This window comes from Vibrio sp. 10N.286.52.F8 (assembly GCF_041468745.1).
In the GTDB taxonomy this organism is placed as follows: domain Bacteria; phylum Pseudomonadota; class Gammaproteobacteria; order Enterobacterales; family Vibrionaceae; genus Vibrio; species Vibrio crassostreae_C.
Genome location: NZ_JBFRJF010000003.1, coordinates 135980 through 158415, shown reverse-complemented (window position 1 = coordinate 158415; position 22436 = coordinate 135980). Strand labels below are relative to the sequence as shown.

Genomic DNA, 22436 nt, shown 5'->3' with positions numbered 1-22436 from the left:
TCATTACTCGCTCAAAGAGAACAACATCAAAATCACTATTGACATTATTACCAGTAACCATTGATAACTTGAAGTGATATTTAACAAAAATGCAACAAGGCTCGAGTTATGTGAGAAAGGTTATATTGACTTCGGAGGAAAGTAAGAAACCAAGTGAATAAGGACAGGTAAGCTAAACGGAAAGTAAGCGAGGTAACAAAAAGAGGAGCAAATCTGAGAACAAGCTATAGAAGATGAATAGTTGTTCTCAGACAAGAGGGAGAGCTGGGATTCTTTAGAACCAACGCTCCATTGAGGATTTATCTAACTGACGAAAGGCACGATTTAAAATGATTGCCAATTCTTTATAGCGAGGGCGCGGCTTCATAGGCTCTAACGCAAAACCCGTTTCAGTGATCTTTTCATGCAGTTCGCGGTACCACGATACTAGCGCCGGCGGAAGTTGTGTATTTGAGCGATTGCCCAACCACCACATACCTTGTAGCGGCAAGCTGATCGCAAACAAAGCCATAACCACAGCCTGTGGCATCGCTTGGTAATTATTAAAGACCATTTGTGTAAGAACACTGATAGCGGCAATCGCAGGCATCACTTTCACGCCAAAACGGGTCGCTTTAATAATGCGTTGCTCAGGGAAAATAGCGTTTAACTCTTTTCGGACGGGCCAGAGATCCATGTACTTTTGGCCATCTTTTAAACTACTAGCTAAACCAACTCTATTGCTCATATGAGTCTCCCATTAAAAAAAAGTTGAAATCATCAACTAAAAACACAAAAATTTGACGAAAAATAATATTCTTTCAAATTTTTTTGTTATATTTGCACAATATCGCTATTATTTGCAGACCTCAATCTCATTGTTGCCCTTATTTACAATTTAAGCAACTTTGAGAAGACTTCTGCAAGGAATGCACAAGCCTCTTTTTGATAAAGAGCGCTTTCACTTTATACGGAAATTAACGTTTTTTTGACCAAGGTTAGTACGCAAGCCTATGTGCTTCGACTATTCTTGAGATTAATTTTCATCCTTAACTGATTTCGATCAGAAAAATAAACAGGTAGTCATTAATGTCTAAGCTAGTTTTAGTTTTAAACTGTGGTAGTTCTTCTCTTAAATTCGCTGTTGTTGATGCAGAAACAGGTGCAGAGCACCTAACTGGTCTTGCTGAGTGTCTAGGTCTTCCAGAAGCTCGTATGAAGTGGAAACTTGATGGCAAGCATGAAGCACAACTAGGCGCGGGCGCAGCTCACGTAGAAGCACTATCTTTCATGGTAGAAACTATTCTTGCTTCTAAGCCTGAGCTTAAAGCTAACCTTGGCGCTATCGGTCACCGTATCGTACACGGTGGCGAGCAGTTCACTTCTTCTGCACTTATCACTGATGAAGTTCTTAAGGGTATTCAAGACGCTGCGACTTTCGCACCTCTTCACAACCCTGCTCACCTTATCGGTATCGAAGCGGCTCAACAGAACTTCCCTGGTCTACAAAACGTTGCTGTTTTTGACACTGCGTTCCACCAAACAATGCCTTCTGAGTCTTACCTATACGCTCTACCGTACAAGCTGTACAAAGAGCACGGCATCCGTCGTTACGGCATGCACGGTACTTCTCACCTATTCATCACTCGTGAAGTTGCAGGCCTACTAAACAAGCCAGTTGAAGAAGTTAACATCATCAACTGTCACCTAGGTAACGGCGCTTCTGTATGTGCAATCAAGAACGGTAAATCTGTAGACACTTCTATGGGTCTTACTCCTCTTGAAGGTCTTGTAATGGGTACTCGTTGTGGTGACCTAGACCCTGCAATCATCTTCCACCTACACGACGCACTTGGTTACTCTGTTGAAGAAATCAACAACATGCTAACTAAAGAGTCTGGTCTTGCTGGTCTAACTGAAGTGACTTCTGACTGTCGTTTCGTTGAAGACAACTACGGTGAGAAAGAAGAAGCAACTCGTGCAATGGACGTGTTCTGTCACCGTCTAGCTAAGTACGTAGCTGGTTACACTGCAACTCTAGAAGGTCGTCTAGACGCAATCACTTTCACTGGCGGCATCGGCGAGAACTCAGGCCCAATCCGTGAAATGGTTCTTAACCGCCTAGGCATCTTCGGTATCGAAGTTGACGGTGAAGCTAACCTTAAAGCTCGTTTCGGCGGCGAAGGTACTATCACTACAGCTAACAGCCGTATCCCTGCAATGGTTATCTCTACTAACGAAGAGCTAGTAATTGCTGAAGACACTGCGAAACTAGCAGGTCTTTAATTGATTTTCCTGACTAGCTTCATTCGAAGCTAGTCAGTTTTTCATATCAAGAAAATGGGGCTCAACTTCTATTCCTACCCCAATTTAAATATCGGTGGGAATAGCAGTTGAGCTTTTTTTATTTCCAATAGTCAAAGGTGTTCGTCAATGTCACGTACTATTATGCTTATCCCTACAAGCGCTGGTGTTGGTCTTACTAGTGTTAGCATGGGTGTTCTTCGCGCTATGGAGCGTAAGGGCGTAAGTGTTTCTTTCTACAAGCCAATCGCTCAGCCTCGCAGCGGTGGTAACCAACCAGATCTAACGTCTACTATCATCAGCGCAAACAGCGACATTAAGATTGGTGAGCCAATCGCAATGACTAAAGCTGAAGCTTTGATCGGTAGCGAAAAAATGGACGAGCTTCTTGAGTCTGTTGTTGAGCAATACAACAAGATCAACAAAGACGCAGAAGTTACGCTAATCGAAGGTCTAGTACCTACTCGTAAGCACCCATTTGCTAACCAAGTGAACGCGGAAATCGCAAAAACACTTGGCGCGGAGATCGTATTCGTTGCGACTCCTGGTACTGACAACCCTACGCAGCTTAAAGAGCGTATAGAAGTAGCATGTTCTAACTTCGGCGGTACTAAGAACAAAAACATCAAAGGCGTAATCATCAACAAGCTTAACGCTCCTGTTGATGAGGCTGGCCGTACTCGCCCTGACCTATCTGAAATCTTTGATGATGCAGACAGCGCTCAGCAAGCGAACCTTGAAGTAATGCAAATCTTCAACTCTAGCCCTATCCGTGTTCTTGGCTGCGTGCCATGGAGCATCGATCTAATCGCAACTCGTGCGGTTGATATGGCTAAGCACCTTAACGCTGAAATCGTTAACGAAGGTGAAATCTCAACTCGTCGTATTAAGAGCATCACTTTCTGTGCACGTTCTCTACCGCACATGATTGAGCACTTCAAACCAGGCTCACTGCTAGTAACTTCTGCAGACCGTCCTGACGTTATCGTTGCTGCGGCTCTTGCTGCGAAAAACGGTGTTGAGATTGGCGCAATCCTGCTTACTGGCGGTTACGACATTCCAGAAAGCATTGCTAACCTTTGTGCACCAGCATTCGCTTCAGGTCTACCGATCTTCAAGGCTCAAGGTAACACTTGGCAGACATCTCTAAACCTACAGAGCTTCAACCTAGAAGTTCCTGCAGACGATAAAGAGCGTATCGAGTTCGTTAACGATCACGTTGCAAGCCACATTGATGGCCCTTGGATTGATTCTCTATCTGAAGGTACTCAAGGCATCCGTCGTCTAAGCCCACCAGCATTCCGTTACCAGCTAACTGAATTTGCTCGTAAAGCGGCTAAGCGCATCGTTCTTCCTGAAGGTGATGAGCCACGTACAGTTAAAGCTGCGGCTATCTGTGCTGAGCGCGGTATCGCAACGTGTGTACTTCTAGGTAACCCTGAAGAAATCCGTCGCGTTGCAGCGCAGCAAGGTGTTGAGCTTGGCGCTGGCGTTGAGATCATCGATTCTGCATCAGTTCGCGAAAACTACGTAGCTCGTCTAGTAGAACTTCGTGGCGCTAAAGGTATGACTGAAGTTGTTGCTCGTGAGAAGCTAGAAGATTCAGTATTCCTAGGTACTATGATGCTTGAAGCTGGCGAAGTTGACGGCCTAGTTTCTGGTGCTGTTCACACAACGGCGAACACTATCGTTCCTCCGTTCCAGATCATCAAGACTGCTCCTGATGCTTCTATCGTATCTTCGATCTTCTTCATGCTTCTGCCTGATCAAGTTCTTGTATACGGTGACTGTGCGATCAACCCAGATCCAACAGCTGAACAGCTTGCTGAAATCGCTATCCAATCTGCAGATTCTGCTGCGGCATTCGGTATCGACCCACGCGTTGCTATGATCTCTTACTCTACTGGTGAATCTGGTAAGGGTGCAGACGTAGATAAAGTACGTGAAGCAACGAAACTTGCTCAAGAGAAGCGTCCTGATCTAGTGATCGACGGTCCTCTACAGTACGATGCAGCAATCATGGAAAACGTAGCCGCTTCTAAAGCGCCTAACTCTCCAGTTGCAGGTAAAGCGACAGTATTCGTATTCCCAGACTTAAACACGGGTAACACGACTTACAAAGCTGTACAGCGTTCAGCAGATCTAGTATCTATCGGTCCAATGCTTCAAGGTATGCGCAAGCCAGTAAATGACTTGTCTCGTGGCGCTCTAGTAGACGATATCGTTTACACAGTAGCTCTAACGGCTATCCAAGCAGACCAAGCTGCACAAGCTGAAGAAAAAGTAATTAACTAATTTTTCTTTTGTAAAAAGCAAAAACCCTAGATGTTTATCTAGGGTTTTTTTATGTCTGGAGTAAAGGAACTACTTGGTAAGCCTAGCCTCGACCATGTGGTGATTCTAAGTCTAGCTCTGGTCCTTTGGGTACAACTTGAGTCGGATTGATACCAGTGTGGCTGTAGTAGTAGTGACGCTTGATATGATAGAAATCGGTCGTCTCTTTAATACCCTCTATTTGATAGAGCTCTTTTAGATAACCTTGGATATGTTTGTAATCCGCAATTCGTTGCTTGTTACACTTGAAGTGACCCACATACACAGCATCGAATCGAACCAAGGTCGTGAACAACCGCCAATCCGCTTCAGTAATCTGCTCTCCCGCTAAATAACGTTTCTCACTAAGATGCGCATCCACTTTATCTAACGCTTCAAATAACGCTTCATACGCCTCTTCGTAGGCTTCTTGTGTTGTCGCAAAGCCGGTTCGGTATACGCCGTTGTTGATGTTTGGGTAGATATAATCATTCCACTCATCAATCTTCTTGGACAACTCCCACGGGTAGTAATCATCGGTGTTACCCGTTAGCTCGTTAAACTCTGAGTTAAACATGCGAATGATTTCAGACGACTCGTTACTCACAATGGTGTTGGTTTTCTTATCCCACAGCACAGGTACCGTTACTCTACCCGAGTAGTCAGGCTTGGCTTGAGTGTAGATTTGGTGCATGCGGGTATGGCCAAATAGAGGTTCAGGTAACCCCATTTGCCAACCTTCACTCATCATGTCTGGGCAAACAACCGTCACGTCAATGTGATCGGTTAGGTCTTTCAGCTCACGGAAGATAAGGGTTCGGTGCGCCCAAGGGCAAGCCAATGATACGTATAAGTGATAACGGCCGCTTTCAGGCTCAAACTGCGCGCCCGGTTTGTTCTCTATCCAGTGACGAAAGCCCGCATCTTCACGAACAAACTTACCACCGCTTTCTTTGGTGTCGTACCACACATCATGCCAAACACCTTCAACTAACTTACCCATATCCAAACCTCTGTCATCGAAACTTTTCTCTAGTATAAAAAAAGCCAACTTTTTCAAAACTAGAAGAAGTTGGCTTAGTTGTTCGAATATTTTGATGAAGCTTGTTGAGCGAACCAATAAGCCTAAGACAAAAAAAGCGCGACTCTAATAACTAGTCGCGCTTAAGCCTGTCACAGGCTGAACCGTTTTAAATAGGCTCTAGACTTGTACGTGCAAGCAAGATACTGCGTGAACGTCATCGCCTTGAATCGTTGGCTTAGTTTGCGCACACGCCTCTGTTGCTTGTGGGCAACGAGTACGGAACACACAACCTGATGGCGGATTGATTGGCGATGGGAGATCACCTTCCAACATCTGAATGGTTTTGCTGCGCTCTAAGCGTGGGTCTGGAATTGGAACTGCAGACATCAACGCTTTGGTGTATGGGTGCTTAGGATCAGAGAACAATGCATCTGATTCGCCAAGTTCTACCGCATTACCTAGGTACATCACCAATACGCGATCAGAGATGTGTTTAACAACCGACAAATCGTGCGCGATGAATACCAAAGACAAACCTAGCTCTTTTTGTAGCTCCTTCAGAAGGTTAACTACTTGAGCTTGGATAGATACATCCAGTGCAGAAACAGGTTCATCACAGATGATCATCTTAGGTTTCAAGATAAGCGCACGTGCAATACCAATACGCTGACACTGACCACCAGAGAATTCATGAGGGTAACGGTTGATTACGTTGGGTAGTAGACCAACCTTTGCCATCATCTCTTTAACTCTGTCCTTCACTTCTTGTTTAGAAAGTTCAGGGAAGAAAGTCTCTAGAGGCTCAGCAATAATATCGCCTACTGACATACGTGGGTTAAGCGATGCTAGCGGGTCTTGGAAGATCATCTGAATCTCTTTACGAGTCTCACGACGCTTCACTTCCTGCATCTTAGTTAGGTCTTGACCTAACCACATCACTTGACCTTCAGTCGCTTCAACCAAGCCGATAATCGCACGGGCAAAAGTCGACTTACCACAACCAGACTCACCTACTACACCCAGAGTCTCTCCTTCGTAAAGGTGAACATCAACACCATCAACCGCTTTAAGGTTTGATGGTTTTGCCCAAGGCCAAGCAGACTTAGCTGCAATGCTAAAGTGAACTTTCAGGTCTTTAATATCTAATAGTAATTCTTTACTCATTTTGTCCAAGTCTCCCAATCTGAAAAACAAGCACGCTGACGGTCTTTAGCAAATGGCTGCAAAATCGGTGCTTCTTGCTTACAACGGTCCATTACACGGTGACAACGGTCTTGGTAAGGACAACCTGTTGGTAGGCGAAGTAAGTTAGGTGGGTTACCTGGAATCGTCGGTAGAATTTCACCTTCGGTATCCAAACGAGGAATCGCTTTAAGCAGGCCTTCCGCATATGGGTGGCTTGGCTCGTAGAAGATTTCATCAACCGTGCCGTACTCCATTGTACGACCCGCGTACATCACAAGTACTTTGTCACATGAGCCAGCAACAACACCCAAGTCATGGGTGATCATGATGATTGCCGTATTGAACTCATCTTTAAGTTCGTTCAGCAATTCCATGATTTGCGCTTGAATGGTTACATCCAGTGCCGTTGTTGGTTCATCAGCGATAAGTAATTTAGGACGACACAGCAGTGCCATTGCGATCATCACACGCTGACGCATACCGCCAGAAAATTCGTGTGGGTACATGGTGATACGCTTACGTGCTTCAGGGATTTTAACCGCTTCAAGCATGCGTACTGATTCTTCAAACGCCTCTGCTTTACCCATGCCTTTGTGCAGCATAAGTACTTCCATCAACTGATCACTTACTTTCATGTAAGGGTTCAGTGACGTCATTGGATCTTGGAAGATCATTGCGATCTGTTCAGCACGAACCTTGTTCAGCGCTTTTTCAGGCAGGTTGAGGATTTCATTGCCTTCAAACTTTGCACTGCCTGAGATGATGCCGTTTTTAGCCAGCAGCCCCATCAGTGCAAATACCGTTTGTGATTTACCTGAACCCGACTCACCAACAATACCCAGCGTTTCGCCTTGGTTAAGTGAGAAGTTCAAGTCGTTTACTGCGGTTACGATACCATCTTGCGTGGTAAATTCGACGCGCAGATCTTTGACATCTAATAAGCTCATTATTGCTTCCTTAATCTTTTATAGCTTTTAATTGCTATTTCGTTATCTGTCTTTTGGATCAAGCGCGTCGCGCAGACCATCACCTACGTAGTTAAAGCAGAACAGCGTAACTACCATGAATGCCGCAGGGAATGTTAATTGCCAGATTGCAACTTCCATTGTTTGCGAGCCTTCTTGAAGCAATGCGCCCCAGCTTGTCATAGGCTCTTGAACACCAAGACCAAGGAAAGATAAGAATGATTCTGTAAGGATCATGCTTGGAATAAGCAGCGTAGAATAAACCGCTACGATACCCAGTACGTTCGGTACGATGTGACGTGTAATGATCTTCCATTTGCTTACACCACATACGTGTGCGGCTTCAATGAACTCTTTACTACGCAAGCTCAGCGTTTGACCACGTACAATACGCGCCATATCTAGCCAAGCAATCGCACCGATAGCAACGAAGATTAGGATGATGTTACGACCAAAGAACGTTACCAGGACGATTACTAGGAACATAAATGGCACTGCGTACAAGATCTCTAGGATACGCATCATCACTCGGTCAGTACGACCGCCGATGAAGCCTGAAGCTGCACCGTAAAGCGTACCAATCAGTACCGCTACGAAGGCACCCATCACACCAACCATCAATGAGATACGACCACCGATAAGAGTACGAACGTACAAATCACGGCCTAAGCTATCAGTACCAAACCAGTGGTCCGCGCTTGGCGCTGCATGCATTGCGTACCAGTCAGTATCATCATAAGTGTACTGAGCAAGCATCGGTAAGAAGATAACCGCCAGTACCATAAGCGTAAGAATAAACAGGCTTACCATTGCCGCTTTGTTTCGCATAAAACGAATGCGGGCATCCTGCCACAAACTGCGACCTTCAATCTCTAAGCTCTCAGAGAACTTTTCGATCGCTTCTAAATTTTCTTTTTTCTTCAACATAACCATGCGTCCCTGTTAGTAGCGAATTTTCGGGTCAATTAGCGCTAGCAAAATATCAACGATTGCGTTGAACAAGATGAATAGGAAACCAATCAAGATGGTTACACCCATTACTAGCGAGTAGTCACGGTTAAACGCGGCGTTAACAAACAGCTTGCCGATACCTGGTAGGCCGAAGATGGTTTCAACAACAACAGAACCTGTAATGATACCTACAAACGCAGGTCCCATATAAGAAACGACAGGCAGCAGTGCTGGCTTCAGTGCATGTTTTAGAACGATGTAACGGTAACTTAGGCCTTTTGCACGAGCAGTTCGGATAAAGTTACTGTTTAGCGTTTCAATCATGCTACCGCGAGTAATACGAGCAAATGTGGCTACGTAAAGAAGAGACATCGCGATAACTGGCAGGACGATGTACATATAAGTACCGCCGTGCCAACCACCTGCTGGGAATATGTTCCAGTGCAGAGAGAACAGGTAAATAAGCGCTGGAGCCAACACGAAGGATGGCATTACTACCCCGAGCATAGCGGTCGACATTATGGTGTAGTCAATCCAGGTGTTGTGCTTCAAGGCGGCAATCGTTCCGACCGATACTCCCATAATCAGGGTAAAGATAAAGGCAATAAAACCTACCTTCGCAGATACTGGAAGTGCGACTGCGATCAGCTCATTTACGGTGTAATCTTGATATTTGAATGATGGACCAAAGTCACCTTGAACGATGTTAGTCAAGTACGTGGTGTACTGTTCAAATACAGGTTTATCTAAGCCGTATTTAGCTTCGATGTTAGCCATAACTTCTGGCGGTAATGGGCGTTCGCTCGAAAACGGGTTACCCGGTGCAAAACGCATGAGAAAGAAAGATATAGTGATCAACACCAACATGGTTGGAATCGCTTCGAATATCCTTTTCATAATGAATTTAAGCATAAACTCACTCTTTTCAGTCTGTGACAATTAAAAATTAAATAGACACTGCGTGCGATTTCTCGCACACAGGTCTAAGTTAGTTATATTTTATTTTTATAGGAGGTTATTTTGCTTTGATATAAAGATCTTTTGAATAGATCTTATCTTCGGCGTTACCTTCTGGGTAACCACCTAGCTGAGGTGATACAAGACGTGTTGTAACGTACTGGTAGACTGGAGCAATTGGCATGTCTTTAGCTAGCAATTTTTCTGCTTCGATGTATAGCTTAGTACGCTCTTCTTCTGAAGTAGAGCTTAGTGCTTTATCGATAATCTTGTCATAGTCTGCGCTCTTATAGTGCTGACCAGCAGTTGTATTTTGGCTAACCATCAATGTTAGGAATGAAGATGCTTCATTGTAGTCACCACACCAACCTGCACGAGCAACGTCAAAGTTACCAGTATCTTTACTGTCTAGATATGATTTCCACTCTTGGTTTTCGAGTTTCGCGTTAATACCAAGCTCTTTCTTCCACATTGATGCGATTGCTACAGCAAGCTTCTTGTGGTTTTCAGACGTGTTGTAAAGCAGGTTGAATTCAAGTGGGTTGCTCTTCGTGTAGCCCGCATCTTCAAGAAGACGCTTCGCTTCAGCAATACGCTCTTTTTGAGAAAGTTGACCATACTCTGGAGTTACCGGGTCAAAACCAGCAGTAATTTCAGGAGTCAAGAAGTAAGCTGGTTTTTGACCTTGACCAAGAATCGCTTTCGTCACGATGTCACGATCCATCGCATAAGACATTGCTTTACGAACACGTACGTCGTCGAAAGGTGCTTTCTGAGCATTAAATTGGTAGTAATAAGTACACAGGTTACCCTTAATGTTTACATCTTCTGGGTATTCTTTCTGTAAGCGACGGAAGTGCTCATTAGGAACTTCGTATGTGAAATCTAGTTCGCCAGAGAGGAAGCGGTTCATTTCCGCTACTTGGTTTTCGATTGGTAGGAATGTTACTGTGTTAAGAACTGTATGTTCGTTATCCCAATAATTTTCGTTGCGTACTAGTTCAAGACGCTCGTTAACTACCCATTGATTTGGAACAAACGCACCATTACCAACAAAGTTTTCAGGCTTAGTCCACTGGTCACCGAATTTTTCAACAGTTGCTTTATGTACTGGCTTCACTGTTGTGTGACCCATCATCATTACGAAATATGGGACAGCTGTATCTAAAGTCACTTCTAACGTGTAGTCATCTAAAGCTTTAACGCCTAGTTCACTCTTGTCTTTCTTACCCGCAACGATGTCTTTCGCATTCGCCATCTTGGTATATTCCATGTACCAAGCGTATGGAGAAGCAGTTAAAGGATCAACCGCACGTTGGAAGCTGTAAACGAAGTCATTTGCCGTTACAGGATCGCCGTTAGACCATTTAGCATCTTTGCGCAGGTGGAATGTGAATGTTTTGTTGTCTGTCGTTTCCCAGCTTTCAGCTACTCCTGGGATAGTATTGCCGTCGCCATCTTGGTTCACTAAACCTTCTAGAAGGTCACGAATTACGTGAGATTCTGGTACACCTTGAGATTTGTGAGGGTCGAGTGTTGCTACTTCAGTACCATTACCGCGAACCAGTTCCTGAACTTTTGCCAGTTCTGTGCCTGCTGGAACTTCAGCAGCGATAGAAAGAGTAGAAGAGGCAGCCACTGCCAAACCAGCACCTAGAAGAAGGGCCTGAGTGATTTTATTCTTGTACATTTAATAAACTCCAAGTTTTATGTATTGCATCCATGACTTCTTTGCTTGGTTCACTGAACGGCAGTGATTTAGATTTATTTAGCTCAAAATTTAAGCATAAAAATCTAAAGCCTTACAAAGATTGAGGCACACACTATCAACCATTGAAGTAATTTGCCACAAACAAGTCGCAAAAAATCGGATAATTCTCCGAAATACTTAAGGTATCAGTGTAAATATCTAAAAAATCCCAAATCAGTAGTGACTTGCATAGAGGGATTAATTAAAAAACAGCCTTTAGTGTTGATGTGTCTGTGTTGATGCTTTTTTTTAGCATCTTATGCTAGAACACTGAGCGCAAATTAACATTAATGCCACATGAAATCTAATTGCACATCACATATCACCTAAACCGTCTACACTATTTGTGAGGATAATCACTTTATACAAGACAGCATAATGCTCTGCACCAAACCGGGTTATCCAATGCACCAATCAAGACAAAATTACGCGCTGAATTTATATGCAACCACAATGAATTATCATTTATCAAATCAATGATTATCTATAAATAGATTTATAGCAGGTACAAAAAAACCGACCTAAGTGGTCGGTTTTTGACTGTCTCATATACAAATGAGTAAATGCTGAAGCAACATCACTTTAAGAGAAATTACTTCTCCCAGCGTTCCGCTGCTTTCGTGTCTGAATCACGAGAATCAACCCAACGCGTCGTTTCGGTCGTGCGTTCCTTTTTCCAAAAGGGAGCCTTGGTTTTCAGGAAGTCCATAACGAATTCACAGGCTTCAAAGGCCGCACCGCGGTGTGCACTGGATACACCAACGTAAACAATCTGGTCACCGATATCTAGGTCACCAACACGATGGATAACTCGCATCTTTTGGATTGGCCAGCGTGCCTCAGCTTGATCACAGATCTCGCTCAGTGATTTCTCTGTCATACCCGGGTAGTGCTCCAGAGACAAACCTATCACATTGTCGCCAAGGTTCATGTCGCGCACTTTACCAACGAACGTCACAATCGCTCCGGCAGCTGTACCTTGAGCCAAGTAGTCGTATTCGTCGCCTACATAGAAATCCTCAGCTGTCACTAATACTCTTGGATCCATGCTTAGCCTCCAGTCACTGGTGGGAAGAAAGCAACTTCATCACCGTCTTTCACTTCAGTCGTCAAAGGCACGATAGATTGGTTAAGCGCAGCCAGAAGCTTGCCCTCTTCCAAAGCGATATCCCATTTGCCTTCTTGTTCTACAAGGTGGCTGCGAATCGCTTCAATCGTTTTGAACTGTGCATCAACTTCAACGCTGTCCACACCAACAAGTTCACGAGTTTGAGCAAAGAAAAGTACTGTAATCATGATTCCACCTTGAAGTGACCAGATTTACCACCCGTCTTCTCTAACAGGCGTACATTCTCGATAACAATGTCTTTCTGAACAGCTTTACACATATCGTAAATCGTTAACGCAGCAACAGAAGCAGCCGTTAGCGCTTCCATTTCTACGCCTGTCTTACCAGCAAGTTTACAAACAGATTCGATGCGAACCTTGTTTTCAGACTCGATAGCTTCAAGCTGCACTTCTACTTTAGTTAATAGCAGAGGGTGACACAGTGGAATCAGATCCCACGTCTTCTTAGCCGCTTGAATACCTGCGATACGTGCCGTTGCGAAAACATCACCTTTATGGTGGCTACCAGAAACAATCAGCTCTAGCGTTTCAGCAGACATTTGAACGAATGCTTCCGCTCTCGCTTCGCGTACTGTTTCCGCTTTAGCCGATACATCGACCATGTTTGCTTCGCCAGACGCGTTAATGTGTGTAAATTGGCTCATGCTCAAACCGCCTTATACAGAAAGATGTGGCATGAAGTTGCAAGGACGGTGGCTAGCATCCATCTGTTGCTTGATGATCTTAGTCCAACCAGTACGACAAGCACCTGTAGAGCCTGGCATCGCAAAGATTACTGTGTGGTTAGCAAAGCCCGCAATCGCACGAGATTGAATGGTCGATGTACCGATCTCTTCGTAAGATACTTGACGGAATAGCTCACCAAAGCCTTCTACTTCTTTGTCGAATAGTGGCTTAAGCGCTTCAGGCGTGCTGTCGCGAGAAGTGAAGCCCGTACCGCCAGTGATCATGATCGCTTGTACGCTTTCATCAGCGATCCACTTAGATACGATCGCACGGATCTTGTACATGTCATCAATAACGATTTGCTTATCAACCACGTTGTGACCCGCTTCTTTAGCATGCTCTGCTAGGTAACCGCCTGAAGTGTCGTTTTCTTCTGTACGAGTATCTGAAACCGTTAGTACTGCGATGTTTGCTGCTTGGAATTTGCTTTCTGCGTGACCCATTTGTTCACCTATATAAATTTTTCATTAGACTGATTCGCCCAGCCTGAAGAAGCTGAGCGATAAAATGCTTTAGAGTGTGTAGCGGGTTAACCGCCGATTGACGCCAAGTTTGGAGTCATGCCGCTGTTGCCATCGTGTAAGAAGTGGCTAACGGACTTGGTTTGAAGCTGAGCCTGAATTCGATCAATGAGTTCTTGCTCTTGTTGATCTTCTTGAATCAGATCTCTCAGTTCAACACCATGGTCGCCAAACAGACATAAGTGAAGTTTACCGGTCGCAGAAACGCGCAGTCGGTTACAACTCTCACAAAAGTCTTTCTCGTAAGGCATGATCAAACCGATTTCACCCTTGTAGTCTGGGTGGACAAACACTTGCGCCGGGCCATCGTTAACGGCTTTGACTTTTAACAGCCAACCATTAGCAATAAGCTGGTTGCGAATCGCAACGCCAGACACATGATGTTTATCGAACAACTCGTCCATCTCGCCGGTTTTCATCAGCTCGATAAAACGTAATTGAATAGGTTTGTCTTTGATCCAATTAAGGAAGGCTGGTAATTCCTGACTATTGAGGTCTTTCATTAATACGACGTTGACTTTGACTTGTTCAAAGCCAACCTCAAACGCTTTATCAATGCCTCGCATAACCTCAGTAAACTTATTCTCACCAGTGATCTGATGGAACATGCGCGAATCTAAACTATCCACGCTCACGTTTATATGGGTTAAACCAGCATCACGCCATTGCCCTACTTGTTTCTCCATGCGGTAGCCATTCGTTGTGGTGGCTACTTTTTCGATGCCTGGAGTAGAAGCAACGGTATGTATGATTTCAGGAAAGTCTTTACGCAGACTCGGCTCTCCGCCTGTAATGCGGATCTTTGAGGTACCACAATCTGCAAACGCTTTAACAACGCGTTTGATCTCGGGAACACTTAAAAAAGACGAGTTTTTTTGCCCTGACGGTTTGTAACCATCTGGTAAGCAGTAAGTACATTTAAAGTTACAGACGTCTGTAACCGACAAGCGCAAGTAATAAAACTTGCGATGGAATCTATCTTCGAATTGTTGCGCCACGGAACACCTTTCCAAACACGGGAGGCATAATCATTTCCAATTAAGCCCTTGTGACAACATGTCACTGGCTCTTGATGCGTATCGGTACAGCAAATACCACTGTGCGACTTAGCATGCGAGAGCTCGGAGTTATGGCAACTGAGCGTTATATTCACACGCGCAGTAGCTGAGTAATAAAATACTTAATATTTGTACGTGAATCTAGCTCTGATGGTAAAAAACGGGTCACATCGGCAAAAAAAACGTATCAAACGCTCAAAATAACTCTTGTTGAGTATATAGCGAGAAGCATTTAACCTAAATTATAGTTGGTAATAACCTAACAAGAACAATAAATGAATATTTACTCTTCAAAGAAAGTCGTAGCAATCGGCGGTGGCCATGGCTTAGGTCGCATGTTAGCTGCATTAAAAGACTTTGGTAACAACGCAACTGGCATTGTTGCAACGACAGATAACGGCGGTTCCACCGGACGTATTAGAGATTGCCAAGGTGGCATCGCATGGGGAGATACACGCAACTGTATCAACCAATTAATCACAGAGCCTTCAATCAGTTCGATGATGTTCGAATACCGCTTTCGTGGTCAAGGTGAGCTAGACGGTCATAACTTGGGTAACCTAATGCTGACGGCGTTAGACAACCTTTCCGTTCGCCCATTGGAAGCAATTAACCTGATTCGAAATATGCTCAAGGTCGATGTCAATATCGTGCCGATGACTGAGCATCCTTCAGACCTCACGGCTCTATCAATGGACGGCCGCTGGGTTACCGGCGAAACCAACGTTGATGACATGACGGAAAAGCTGCGCATGATGGACTTGTCTCCAGAAGTGCCAGCAACCAAAGAAGCCGTTGCTGCCGTTGAGCAAGCAGACTGCATTGTCCTTGGCCCTGGAAGCTTTTTAACCAGTGTGATGCCCCCTCTTCTCCTTCCAGAGATTGGCAAAGCAATCTCTGAGAACACCAAGGCAAAAGTTATCTTCGTTGAAAACCTTTCACCAGAGCACGGTCCCGCAGGGAAAATGACGCTTCAAGAGCAATTGGAGTGGTGTGAACGTACCTGTAAGGCAAGGAAAATAGACATCGTGTTAGGCAATGAACCTCACCCGGAACTAGAAGTGCAATGGAATTGTGTGACCACAGATCTTGCATCGGCAAACCGAGATTGGCGACACGACCGTGTGAAGCTTCAACAAGCCATTGAAGCCCAGTTGGCGTAGCCATAGGTTCAAGCGACAAACAACAAAAAAGGAGCATGCTGCTCCTTTTTTAATCTCAGTAATAACTCGCTGTTTTAAAGGTCCGTCATCAACTGCTGATATTCAGTGTACGTCGATAACAGGAGGTCTTGCATATCTTGAAAATCAATCTCGGTTACAGGCAACGCTTGCTTCACTTTTGCGTCTAAGCTAATCGCAAAACTACACAAAGAATCCGCACCAAAGCTTGCTGCGCTGCTCTTAAGCGCATGACTGATATCAGCCAAGTACTTAGAGGTATCCGACTCTTTATTTATCTCTAGGTGTTCGTAGTAGCCTTTCAACTCACCTAAAAAGATTTCCAGTAAAACCGGGACATTCTCTTGGCCTATTTCGCCGGCAAGCTCATCAACTTTTTGCTGATTTAATACTTTCGTCATTATTATTTTCTTATTGTTTGTTGATTACTGCTTCGCATTCCACGTTTGCAACTTACGGTATATCGTCGATGGACTGACATCTAAGAAACCTGCCGCACGAGGGATGTTGCCATCACACGCTTTAATGGCCTGCTCGATAGCCGTTTTCTCAGTGATCCACAATGGGAAAATATCTTTTACCGTGATGTCTTCATTCTGCTTCTCTTTCAATCGCAGACTGTTTTCAATCGGTTGGTTCAACGGTGGTGGAAGCATGTTGAGAGTAATCTCTTTGCCGTTATTCAAAACCACCACGTTCCGCAACACGTTTTGTAGCTGACGAACGTTACCCGGCCACTCATATTGATTAAAGCGATCAAGTACTTCCTGAGCAAAACGTACAAACGCCTTCCCCTCCTCGACCGACATATAGCCTAGCAGAGAATACGCGATCTCGATGACATCTTCACCACGCTCACGCAATGGCGGCAAGTGCAATGGAATCACGTATAAACGATAGTATAAATCTTCTCTAAAGCGACCTTCTTGTACTTCTTTCCAAGGGTCACGGTTGGTCGCACACACAAAACGAACGTCGACACTCTTCATCTTCGAAGAGCCGACTTTTTGGAAAGTACCGGTTTGGATAAAGCGCAGCAGCTTGGTTTGCAGCTCTAAGTCCATTTCGCACAGTTCATCAAGGAACAGTGTTCCACCATCAGCAAGCTCAGCAGCACCTTGGCGATCGGTCGCAGCACCGGTAAAGGCACCTTTAACGTGGCCAAACAGCTCACTTTCAATCAGGTCTTTAGGGATAGCGGCACAGTTAATCGCGATGAACGGCTTATCGCCACGCTTACTCGCCGCATGAATGGCTTCTGCACATACCTCTTTACCGGTACCACTTTCACCAGTAATGAAAATGCTCGCCTTACTCGATGCAGCAGAATCGATAGTTCGGTAAACCTGCTGCATGGTTTGGCTGCTGCCGATAAAACCTTGGTAGTTCTGGTTTCCCGGGTGTTCCGAGCTATTTTTAAGTTTGGTGGCTTTGCGGATCGCATTATTCACCGTAATACGGAGTCGGTCGGCTTCACACGGTTTGATAAGGAAATCTTGAGAGCCATGACGCATCGCTTCTACAGCGGTATCGATAGAGCCGTGAGCCGTCATGAAGATAACTGGAACTTCAGGGTATTTTTGTTTTACAGCAAATAGTACGTCCATACCCGTCATATCAGGCAGACGTAGATCTAATAAAATAAGGTCTGGGATTCGATGATTCAAACTCTCGATTGCATCGCGGCCAGTGCCGACAATGTTGATATCAATTTCGAGCGGTGTAAGATACGAGCGATATAAAGCTGCTACCGAAGCGGTATCCTCTACCATCAACAAATACTTCGATTTGTTATCTAGCGTTTTTGATTGCATATCCTAGCCATTTATAATTTGCATTTCTTATTATAGTCGCATTCCGCTTTGCATTATGCAAATTAGCCACAGTATTTGTAGTGTGTTTTTTTACTTGCTTCAAACAATCAATGTTTTATCTATCTGGCACGAACGATGCAACGGTATAAATGACCTTCGGGTCACCTAGCCAACTGACGTTGTTAGTGGACCGATTGTTCACAAACGTAAGCCAGTAGAACATTTACTACTGGCTGTTTTTTTGTCTGAAACACTCTCAATTCTTGTGTTGAGGGGGATCAATTCTCGAGCGAAAAGTGAGATTAGCTGTTGGTAATAAACTGCTTTCTTAACTGATCAATTTCATCACGCTTCTGTGCGGCCAATTCAAATTCCAGATTCTGAGCATGCTGATACATCGCAGATTCTAGCTTGCTGATCTCTTTATCAAGCTGTTGCGGCGTAAGTACTGCATAACTTTCAGAAGGCTCTGCCACCTTAGATAGTGGAACTTGTTTCGATTGGCGCTGCTGCTTCGACTTGGTTAGATCACCCAGTTCCATAATGTCTTTGATATTGCGTTTCAACGCTTGCGGAGTGATGCCTTGCTCTTCGTTGTAGGCTTGCTGTTTCTCGCGACGACGATCGGTTTCATCAATCGCTTTTCTCATCGACTTAGTAATTGAATCACCATAAAGGATTGCTCGACCTTCCAAGTTACGAGCAGCACGACCAATGGTTTGAATCAGAGAACGCTCAGAACGCAAGAAGCCCTCTTTATCTGCATCAAGAATCGCCACCAGCGACACTTCAGGCATATCCAAACCTTCACGAAGTAAGTTAATGCCCACTAACACATCGAACTTGCCCAAACGTAGGTCTCGGATGATCTCTACACGCTCAACGGTATCGATATCCGAGTGCAAGTAACGCACTTTAACGCCGTGCTCACTTAGGTATTCGGTTAAGTCTTCTGCCATTCTCTTGGTCAACGTGGTAACCAAAACACGCTCTTCTTTCACTGAACGGATTCTGATTTCAGACAGCAAGTCATCCACCTGCGTCGCGACAGGTCTTACTTCGATGATTGGGTCTAACAGACCAGTAGGACGTACCACTTGATCAGCAATCTCGCCATCTGATTTTTCAATCTCGTAATTACCTGGTGTTGCCGACACAAAAATCGTTTGTGGGGCTATAGACTCAAATTCTTCAAACTTCATTGGACGGTTATCCAATGCAGAAGGCAGTCTAAAACCAAACTCGACCAAGGTTTCTTTACGAGAACGGTCACCTTTATACATCGCACCAATTTGCGGCACAGTCACGTGTGACTCATCGATGATCAGCAAACCATCATCAGGCAGGTAGTCAAATAACGTTGGCGGCGCTTCCCCTTCCGCACGGCCGCTCAAGTATCGTGAATAGTTTTCGATACCGGAACAGAAGCCAAGCTCAGTCATCATCTCAATATCAAACTGAGTTCTTTGAGAGATACGCTGCTCTTCCAAAAGCTTATTGTTGTCTTTTAAGTATTGAGCACGACCGCGCAGTTCGTCCTTGATGTTCTCAATCGCCTCAAGGATTTTTTCTCTTGGCGTTACATAGTGAGTTTTTGGATAAACCGTAAAGCGCGGCAAGTCTCTTTGTTTCACCGCACCAGTCAGAGGATCAAAAATACTAATGCAGTCCACTTCGTCATCGAACATCTCAATTCGAACCGCATCTTGGTCAGATTCAGCCGGAAAGATATCAATCACCTCACCACGAACACGGAACTGACCACGTTCAAAGGCGACATCGTTTCTTGAATATTGCAGCTCAGCCAATCGACGCAGGATGTCTCGCTGATCCATCACCTCGCCACGACTCAAATGAAGCATCATCTTCAAATAAGACTTAGGATCACCCAGACCGTAGATAGCCGACACAGAAGCCACAATGATGGCGTCTTTTCGTTCTAATAAGGCTTTGGTTGCCGAAAGCCTCATTTGTTCGATATGAGCGTTCACAGACGCATCTTTCTCGATGAACGTGTCCGTGGTTGGAACGTAGGCTTCAGGTTGGTAGTAATCGTAGTAAGAAACGAAATACTCAACGGCATTGTTTGGAAAGAAAGATTTCATCTCACCGTAAAGTTGAGCCGCCAATGTCTTGTTAGGCGCTAACAGAATCGCAGGTCTTTGAGATTGGGAAATGACGTTGGCAAGGGTAAAGGTTTTACCTGAGCCCGTTACCCCTAGTAGAGTTTGATGTGCCAAACCAGAATCTAATCCGTCTAGTAATTTGGTTATCGCTGTCGGCTGATCACCGGACGGGCTGTAGTCCGATACCAAGTCAAAGAGTTTACTCATAGGTCGCCATTTCCATACTGTTTTTTTAATCAGGTCATTGTCACTCTAGGAGGAGTGTCGTTGCAACAATTATCTAGAGAAATGCATCTTAAGATCAGAGATCAGTTATAGCTTTTATTTTTAGAACTTGGTATTATCCGTGCCCTGCAAAGTTTCCCCAGCTAAATTACTCGAATTTTAATCCACTACTTTTCCCCAAAAAACCTAAAAATACCGCTTGTTTTACTGTTCGTTTTATAATCTACAAAAGTTATACAATTGCGACATTTTGCTATAAATCCTTTAAATACATTACGTTAGATAAGGTTTTTACATTTTTCGATTTATCCCGATTATTGTTGTTAAAGTTTCACACACACACTTATCCACAATTTTGGTGGATAACTAAAGCAAAGCTAAATCCTATAAGGCGTTCAAGAAAGTAAAGTTTTTTATCTTACTTTTTTCTGATATTTTTTATTGACAGAAATCCGGACAATTATTAGAATTCGCGTCGCTAACAAGCAATTCCCCTTTAGTTCAGTTGGTAGAACGGCGGACTGTTAATCCGTATGTCGCAAGTTCAAGTCTTGCAAGGGGAGCCAAATTCAGAAAAAAGCTCAATCGAAAGATTGGGCTTTTTTCGTATATAACTGCGACTAACTTGTTCCAAGTTAATGTCACAAACCTAGCCGCCCGCGTTCAAGTCTCGACAAGGGGAGCCAAATTTAAAAAAGCCGCATCACTCGATGCGGCTTTTTGCGTTTTAGTGCTTTGGGAACGTATTCGACTCGCAACTTTCCTTCTCTTTTTGATAGTTCTGAGCACCAAAATCCACAAATATGACCCTATTCTTAGGAAGCAAATCGAGCTCAATTCAAGAATGATCTTATGAAAGATCCAATTCAACTACTCCTACAAACTTGTCTCACGAAGTAAAAATTGGCCGTCTATACTTACGGTAACTTTAATAATCAATCGATTACCTGATGTTTTTTTCACCAAGTGTCTAAATCCCTAGTGATCCTTGGTTGTTATTAGGTAAGCAAAGCAGGATAATATCGGGATCGGAATTTCAAGAATTAATCCATTATGACCGAATACCTTTTGTTGTTGGTTGGCACAGTGCTGGTCAATAACTTTGTGCTAGTGAAGTTTTTAGGACTATGTCCATTTATGGGAGTCTCCAAGAAACTGGAGACTGCGATTGGCATGGGCCTCGCGACGACTTTCGTTCTGACGTTAGCGTCGGTCTCTGCATACCTAGTAGAAACCTACATCCTTACCCCTCTGGGTATTGAATACCTGCGTACCATGAGTTTCATCTTGGTTATCGCGGTGGTTGTTCAATTTACGGAAATGGTCGTTCACAAAACCAGCCCGACTCTTTATCGCCTGCTGGGTATCTTTCTGCCTCTTATCACCACCAACTGTGCGGTATTAGGTGTGGCACTTCTGAACATCAATGAAAACCACAACTTCATTCAGTCGATCATCTATGGTTTCGGCGCAGCGGTGGGTTTCTCTCTTGTATTGATCTTATTTGCTGCAATGCGTGAACGTATTGCGGTTGCTGATGTTCCAATGCCATTCAAAGGCGCATCGATTGCGATGATCACAGCAGGCCTAATGTCTCTGGCATTCATGGGCTTTACTGGGTTGGTGAAATAAACATGAGTACCATTTTAATTGCGATCATTGCGCTAGCCGTTTTAGCCGCTGTTTTTGGCGCTATTTTGGGCTTTGCTTCTATCCGTTTTAAAGTTGAAGCTGATCCTATCGTCGATCAAATCGACACCATTTTACCGCAAACTCAATGTGGCCAGTGTGGCTACCCTGGCTGTCGCCCATACGCAGAGGCGATCGCTAACGGAGACAAGATCAACAAATGTCCTCCGGGCGGCCAAGCAACCATTGAGAAGCTAGCAGATTTAATGGGCGTAGAAGTTGAAGACTCCGCTCATGACTTAGATAACAAAGTAAAAACCGTTGCCTTCATTCACGAAGATATGTGTATCGGCTGTACCAAGTGTATTCAAGCCTGCCCTGTTGACGCCATTGTTGGTGGCACCAAGGCACTGCACACAGTAATTAAAGATGAATGTACAGGTTGTGATCTATGTGTCGCACCGTGCCCTACTGACTGTATTGAAATGATTCCAGTGGCAACAACGACTGAAAATTGGAAATGGCAGATGAACATCATCCCTTTTACTGATATCACTAACCAAGCGACTGATGCGACTGCGTCAGAGCCTAAAGCATAGG

The 22436-nt window shown here is 44.4% G+C and carries 20 protein-coding genes, 1 tRNA gene and 1 riboswitch; of the genes, 6 read left to right on the top strand and 15 right to left on the bottom strand.

Annotated features, from left to right (window positions below):
- Nucleotides 1-274: 274 nt before the first annotated feature.
- Nucleotides 275-727, bottom strand: a complete 453-nt coding sequence (yfbV, locus tag AB4133_RS01040) for a terminus macrodomain insulation protein YfbV (protein WP_017062168.1) — start codon at nucleotides 725-727, stop codon at nucleotides 275-277.
- 341 nt (nucleotides 728-1068) lie between these two features.
- Here yfbV and AB4133_RS01035 point away from each other — a divergent pair, with 341 nt between their 5' ends.
- Entirely contained in the window at nucleotides 1069-2265 is a 1197-nt protein-coding gene (locus AB4133_RS01035) for an acetate kinase (protein ID WP_372223795.1), read from the top strand.
- Nucleotides 2266-2412: 147 nt separating this feature from the next.
- On the top strand, nucleotides 2413-4578 hold the full coding sequence (gene pta / locus AB4133_RS01030; protein ID WP_017069189.1) for a phosphate acetyltransferase: 2166 nt from the start codon (nucleotides 2413-2415) through the stop codon (nucleotides 4576-4578).
- Nucleotides 4579-4660: 82 nt separating this feature from the next.
- On the opposite strand, the gene AB4133_RS01025 is transcribed toward pta, so the two are convergent.
- From AB4133_RS01025 to moaA, 11 genes are all read right to left on the bottom strand, one after another.
- Nucleotides 4661-5599, bottom strand: coding sequence for a glutathione S-transferase family protein (locus tag AB4133_RS01025; RefSeq protein ID WP_065583982.1), 939 nt, complete (start codon nucleotides 5597-5599; stop codon nucleotides 4661-4663).
- A 198-nt stretch (nucleotides 5600-5797) separates the two neighbouring features.
- Entirely contained in the window at nucleotides 5798-6784 is a 987-nt protein-coding gene (gene oppF / locus AB4133_RS01020) for a murein tripeptide/oligopeptide ABC transporter ATP binding protein OppF (RefSeq protein WP_017062172.1), read from the bottom strand.
- On the bottom strand, nucleotides 6781-7752 hold the full coding sequence (locus AB4133_RS01015; RefSeq protein WP_012603544.1) for an ABC transporter ATP-binding protein: 972 nt from the start codon (nucleotides 7750-7752) through the stop codon (nucleotides 6781-6783). Before AB4133_RS01015 ends, oppF begins: the two co-directional genes overlap by 4 nt.
- Before the next feature lie 42 nt (nucleotides 7753-7794).
- Nucleotides 7795-8697, bottom strand: a complete 903-nt coding sequence (gene oppC / locus AB4133_RS01010) for an oligopeptide ABC transporter permease OppC (protein WP_019823598.1) — start codon at nucleotides 8695-8697, stop codon at nucleotides 7795-7797.
- A gap of 15 nt (nucleotides 8698-8712) precedes the next feature.
- Nucleotides 8713-9633 (bottom strand): oligopeptide ABC transporter permease OppB, encoded by a 921-nt coding sequence (gene oppB, locus AB4133_RS01005; RefSeq protein WP_017067676.1) that lies wholly within the window; start codon nucleotides 9631-9633, stop codon nucleotides 8713-8715.
- 103 nt (nucleotides 9634-9736) lie between these two features.
- Nucleotides 9737-11368, bottom strand: coding sequence for an ABC transporter substrate-binding protein (locus AB4133_RS01000; RefSeq protein WP_372223794.1), 1632 nt, complete (start codon nucleotides 11366-11368; stop codon nucleotides 9737-9739).
- Nucleotides 11369-12020: 652 nt separating this feature from the next.
- Entirely contained in the window at nucleotides 12021-12476 is a 456-nt protein-coding gene (gene moaE / locus AB4133_RS00995) for a molybdopterin synthase catalytic subunit MoaE (RefSeq protein ID WP_102321131.1), read from the bottom strand.
- A gap of 2 nt (nucleotides 12477-12478) precedes the next feature.
- Nucleotides 12479-12724, bottom strand: a complete 246-nt coding sequence (gene moaD, locus AB4133_RS00990; RefSeq protein WP_055319720.1) for a molybdopterin synthase sulfur carrier subunit — start codon at nucleotides 12722-12724, stop codon at nucleotides 12479-12481.
- Nucleotides 12721-13200, bottom strand: coding sequence for a cyclic pyranopterin monophosphate synthase MoaC (gene moaC, locus AB4133_RS00985; protein ID WP_004734026.1), 480 nt, complete (start codon nucleotides 13198-13200; stop codon nucleotides 12721-12723). The genes moaD and moaC overlap by 4 nt, the downstream gene beginning before the upstream one ends.
- A gap of 12 nt (nucleotides 13201-13212) precedes the next feature.
- Nucleotides 13213-13725, bottom strand: a complete 513-nt coding sequence (moaB, locus tag AB4133_RS00980) for a molybdenum cofactor biosynthesis protein B (protein ID WP_004734027.1) — start codon at nucleotides 13723-13725, stop codon at nucleotides 13213-13215.
- Nucleotides 13726-13811: 86 nt separating this feature from the next.
- The gene (moaA, locus tag AB4133_RS00975; RefSeq protein WP_009848642.1) at nucleotides 13812-14801 is read right to left on the bottom strand and encodes a GTP 3',8-cyclase MoaA; all 990 of its coding nucleotides are present in this window, start codon (nucleotides 14799-14801) and stop codon (nucleotides 13812-13814) included.
- Nucleotides 14790-14942: riboswitch (molybdenum cofactor riboswitch) on the bottom strand. It overlaps the preceding gene by 12 nt.
- Nucleotides 14943-15136: 194 nt before the next feature.
- Here moaA and AB4133_RS00970 point away from each other — a divergent pair.
- On the top strand, nucleotides 15137-16024 hold the full coding sequence (locus AB4133_RS00970; RefSeq protein ID WP_017062178.1) for a YvcK family protein: 888 nt from the start codon (nucleotides 15137-15139) through the stop codon (nucleotides 16022-16024).
- A gap of 74 nt (nucleotides 16025-16098) precedes the next feature.
- Here the strand turns inward: AB4133_RS00970 and luxU are convergent, their stop codons facing one another.
- From luxU to uvrB, 3 genes are all read right to left on the bottom strand, one after another.
- Nucleotides 16099-16443, bottom strand: coding sequence for a quorum-sensing phosphorelay protein LuxU (gene luxU, locus AB4133_RS00965; RefSeq protein WP_017062179.1), 345 nt, complete (start codon nucleotides 16441-16443; stop codon nucleotides 16099-16101).
- 24 nt (nucleotides 16444-16467) lie between these two features.
- Entirely contained in the window at nucleotides 16468-17856 is a 1389-nt protein-coding gene (gene luxO / locus AB4133_RS00960) for a quorum-sensing sigma-54 dependent transcriptional regulator LuxO (RefSeq protein ID WP_004734031.1), read from the bottom strand.
- Between the two features lie 302 nt (nucleotides 17857-18158).
- The gene (uvrB, locus tag AB4133_RS00955) at nucleotides 18159-20189 is read right to left on the bottom strand and encodes an excinuclease ABC subunit UvrB (protein ID WP_372223793.1); all 2031 of its coding nucleotides are present in this window, start codon (nucleotides 20187-20189) and stop codon (nucleotides 18159-18161) included.
- Between the two features lie 508 nt (nucleotides 20190-20697).
- Here uvrB and AB4133_RS00950 point away from each other — a divergent pair.
- From AB4133_RS00950 to rsxB, 3 genes are all read left to right on the top strand, one after another.
- Nucleotides 20698-20773 (top strand) — tRNA-Asn (locus AB4133_RS00950).
- Between the two features lie 487 nt (nucleotides 20774-21260).
- Nucleotides 21261-21839 (top strand): electron transport complex subunit RsxA, encoded by a 579-nt coding sequence (gene rsxA / locus AB4133_RS00945; protein WP_004734039.1) that lies wholly within the window; start codon nucleotides 21261-21263, stop codon nucleotides 21837-21839.
- Between the two features lie 2 nt (nucleotides 21840-21841).
- The gene (gene rsxB / locus AB4133_RS00940) at nucleotides 21842-22435 is read left to right on the top strand and encodes an electron transport complex subunit RsxB (protein ID WP_102398539.1); all 594 of its coding nucleotides are present in this window, start codon (nucleotides 21842-21844) and stop codon (nucleotides 22433-22435) included.
- Nucleotide 22436: the final 1 nt, after the last annotated feature.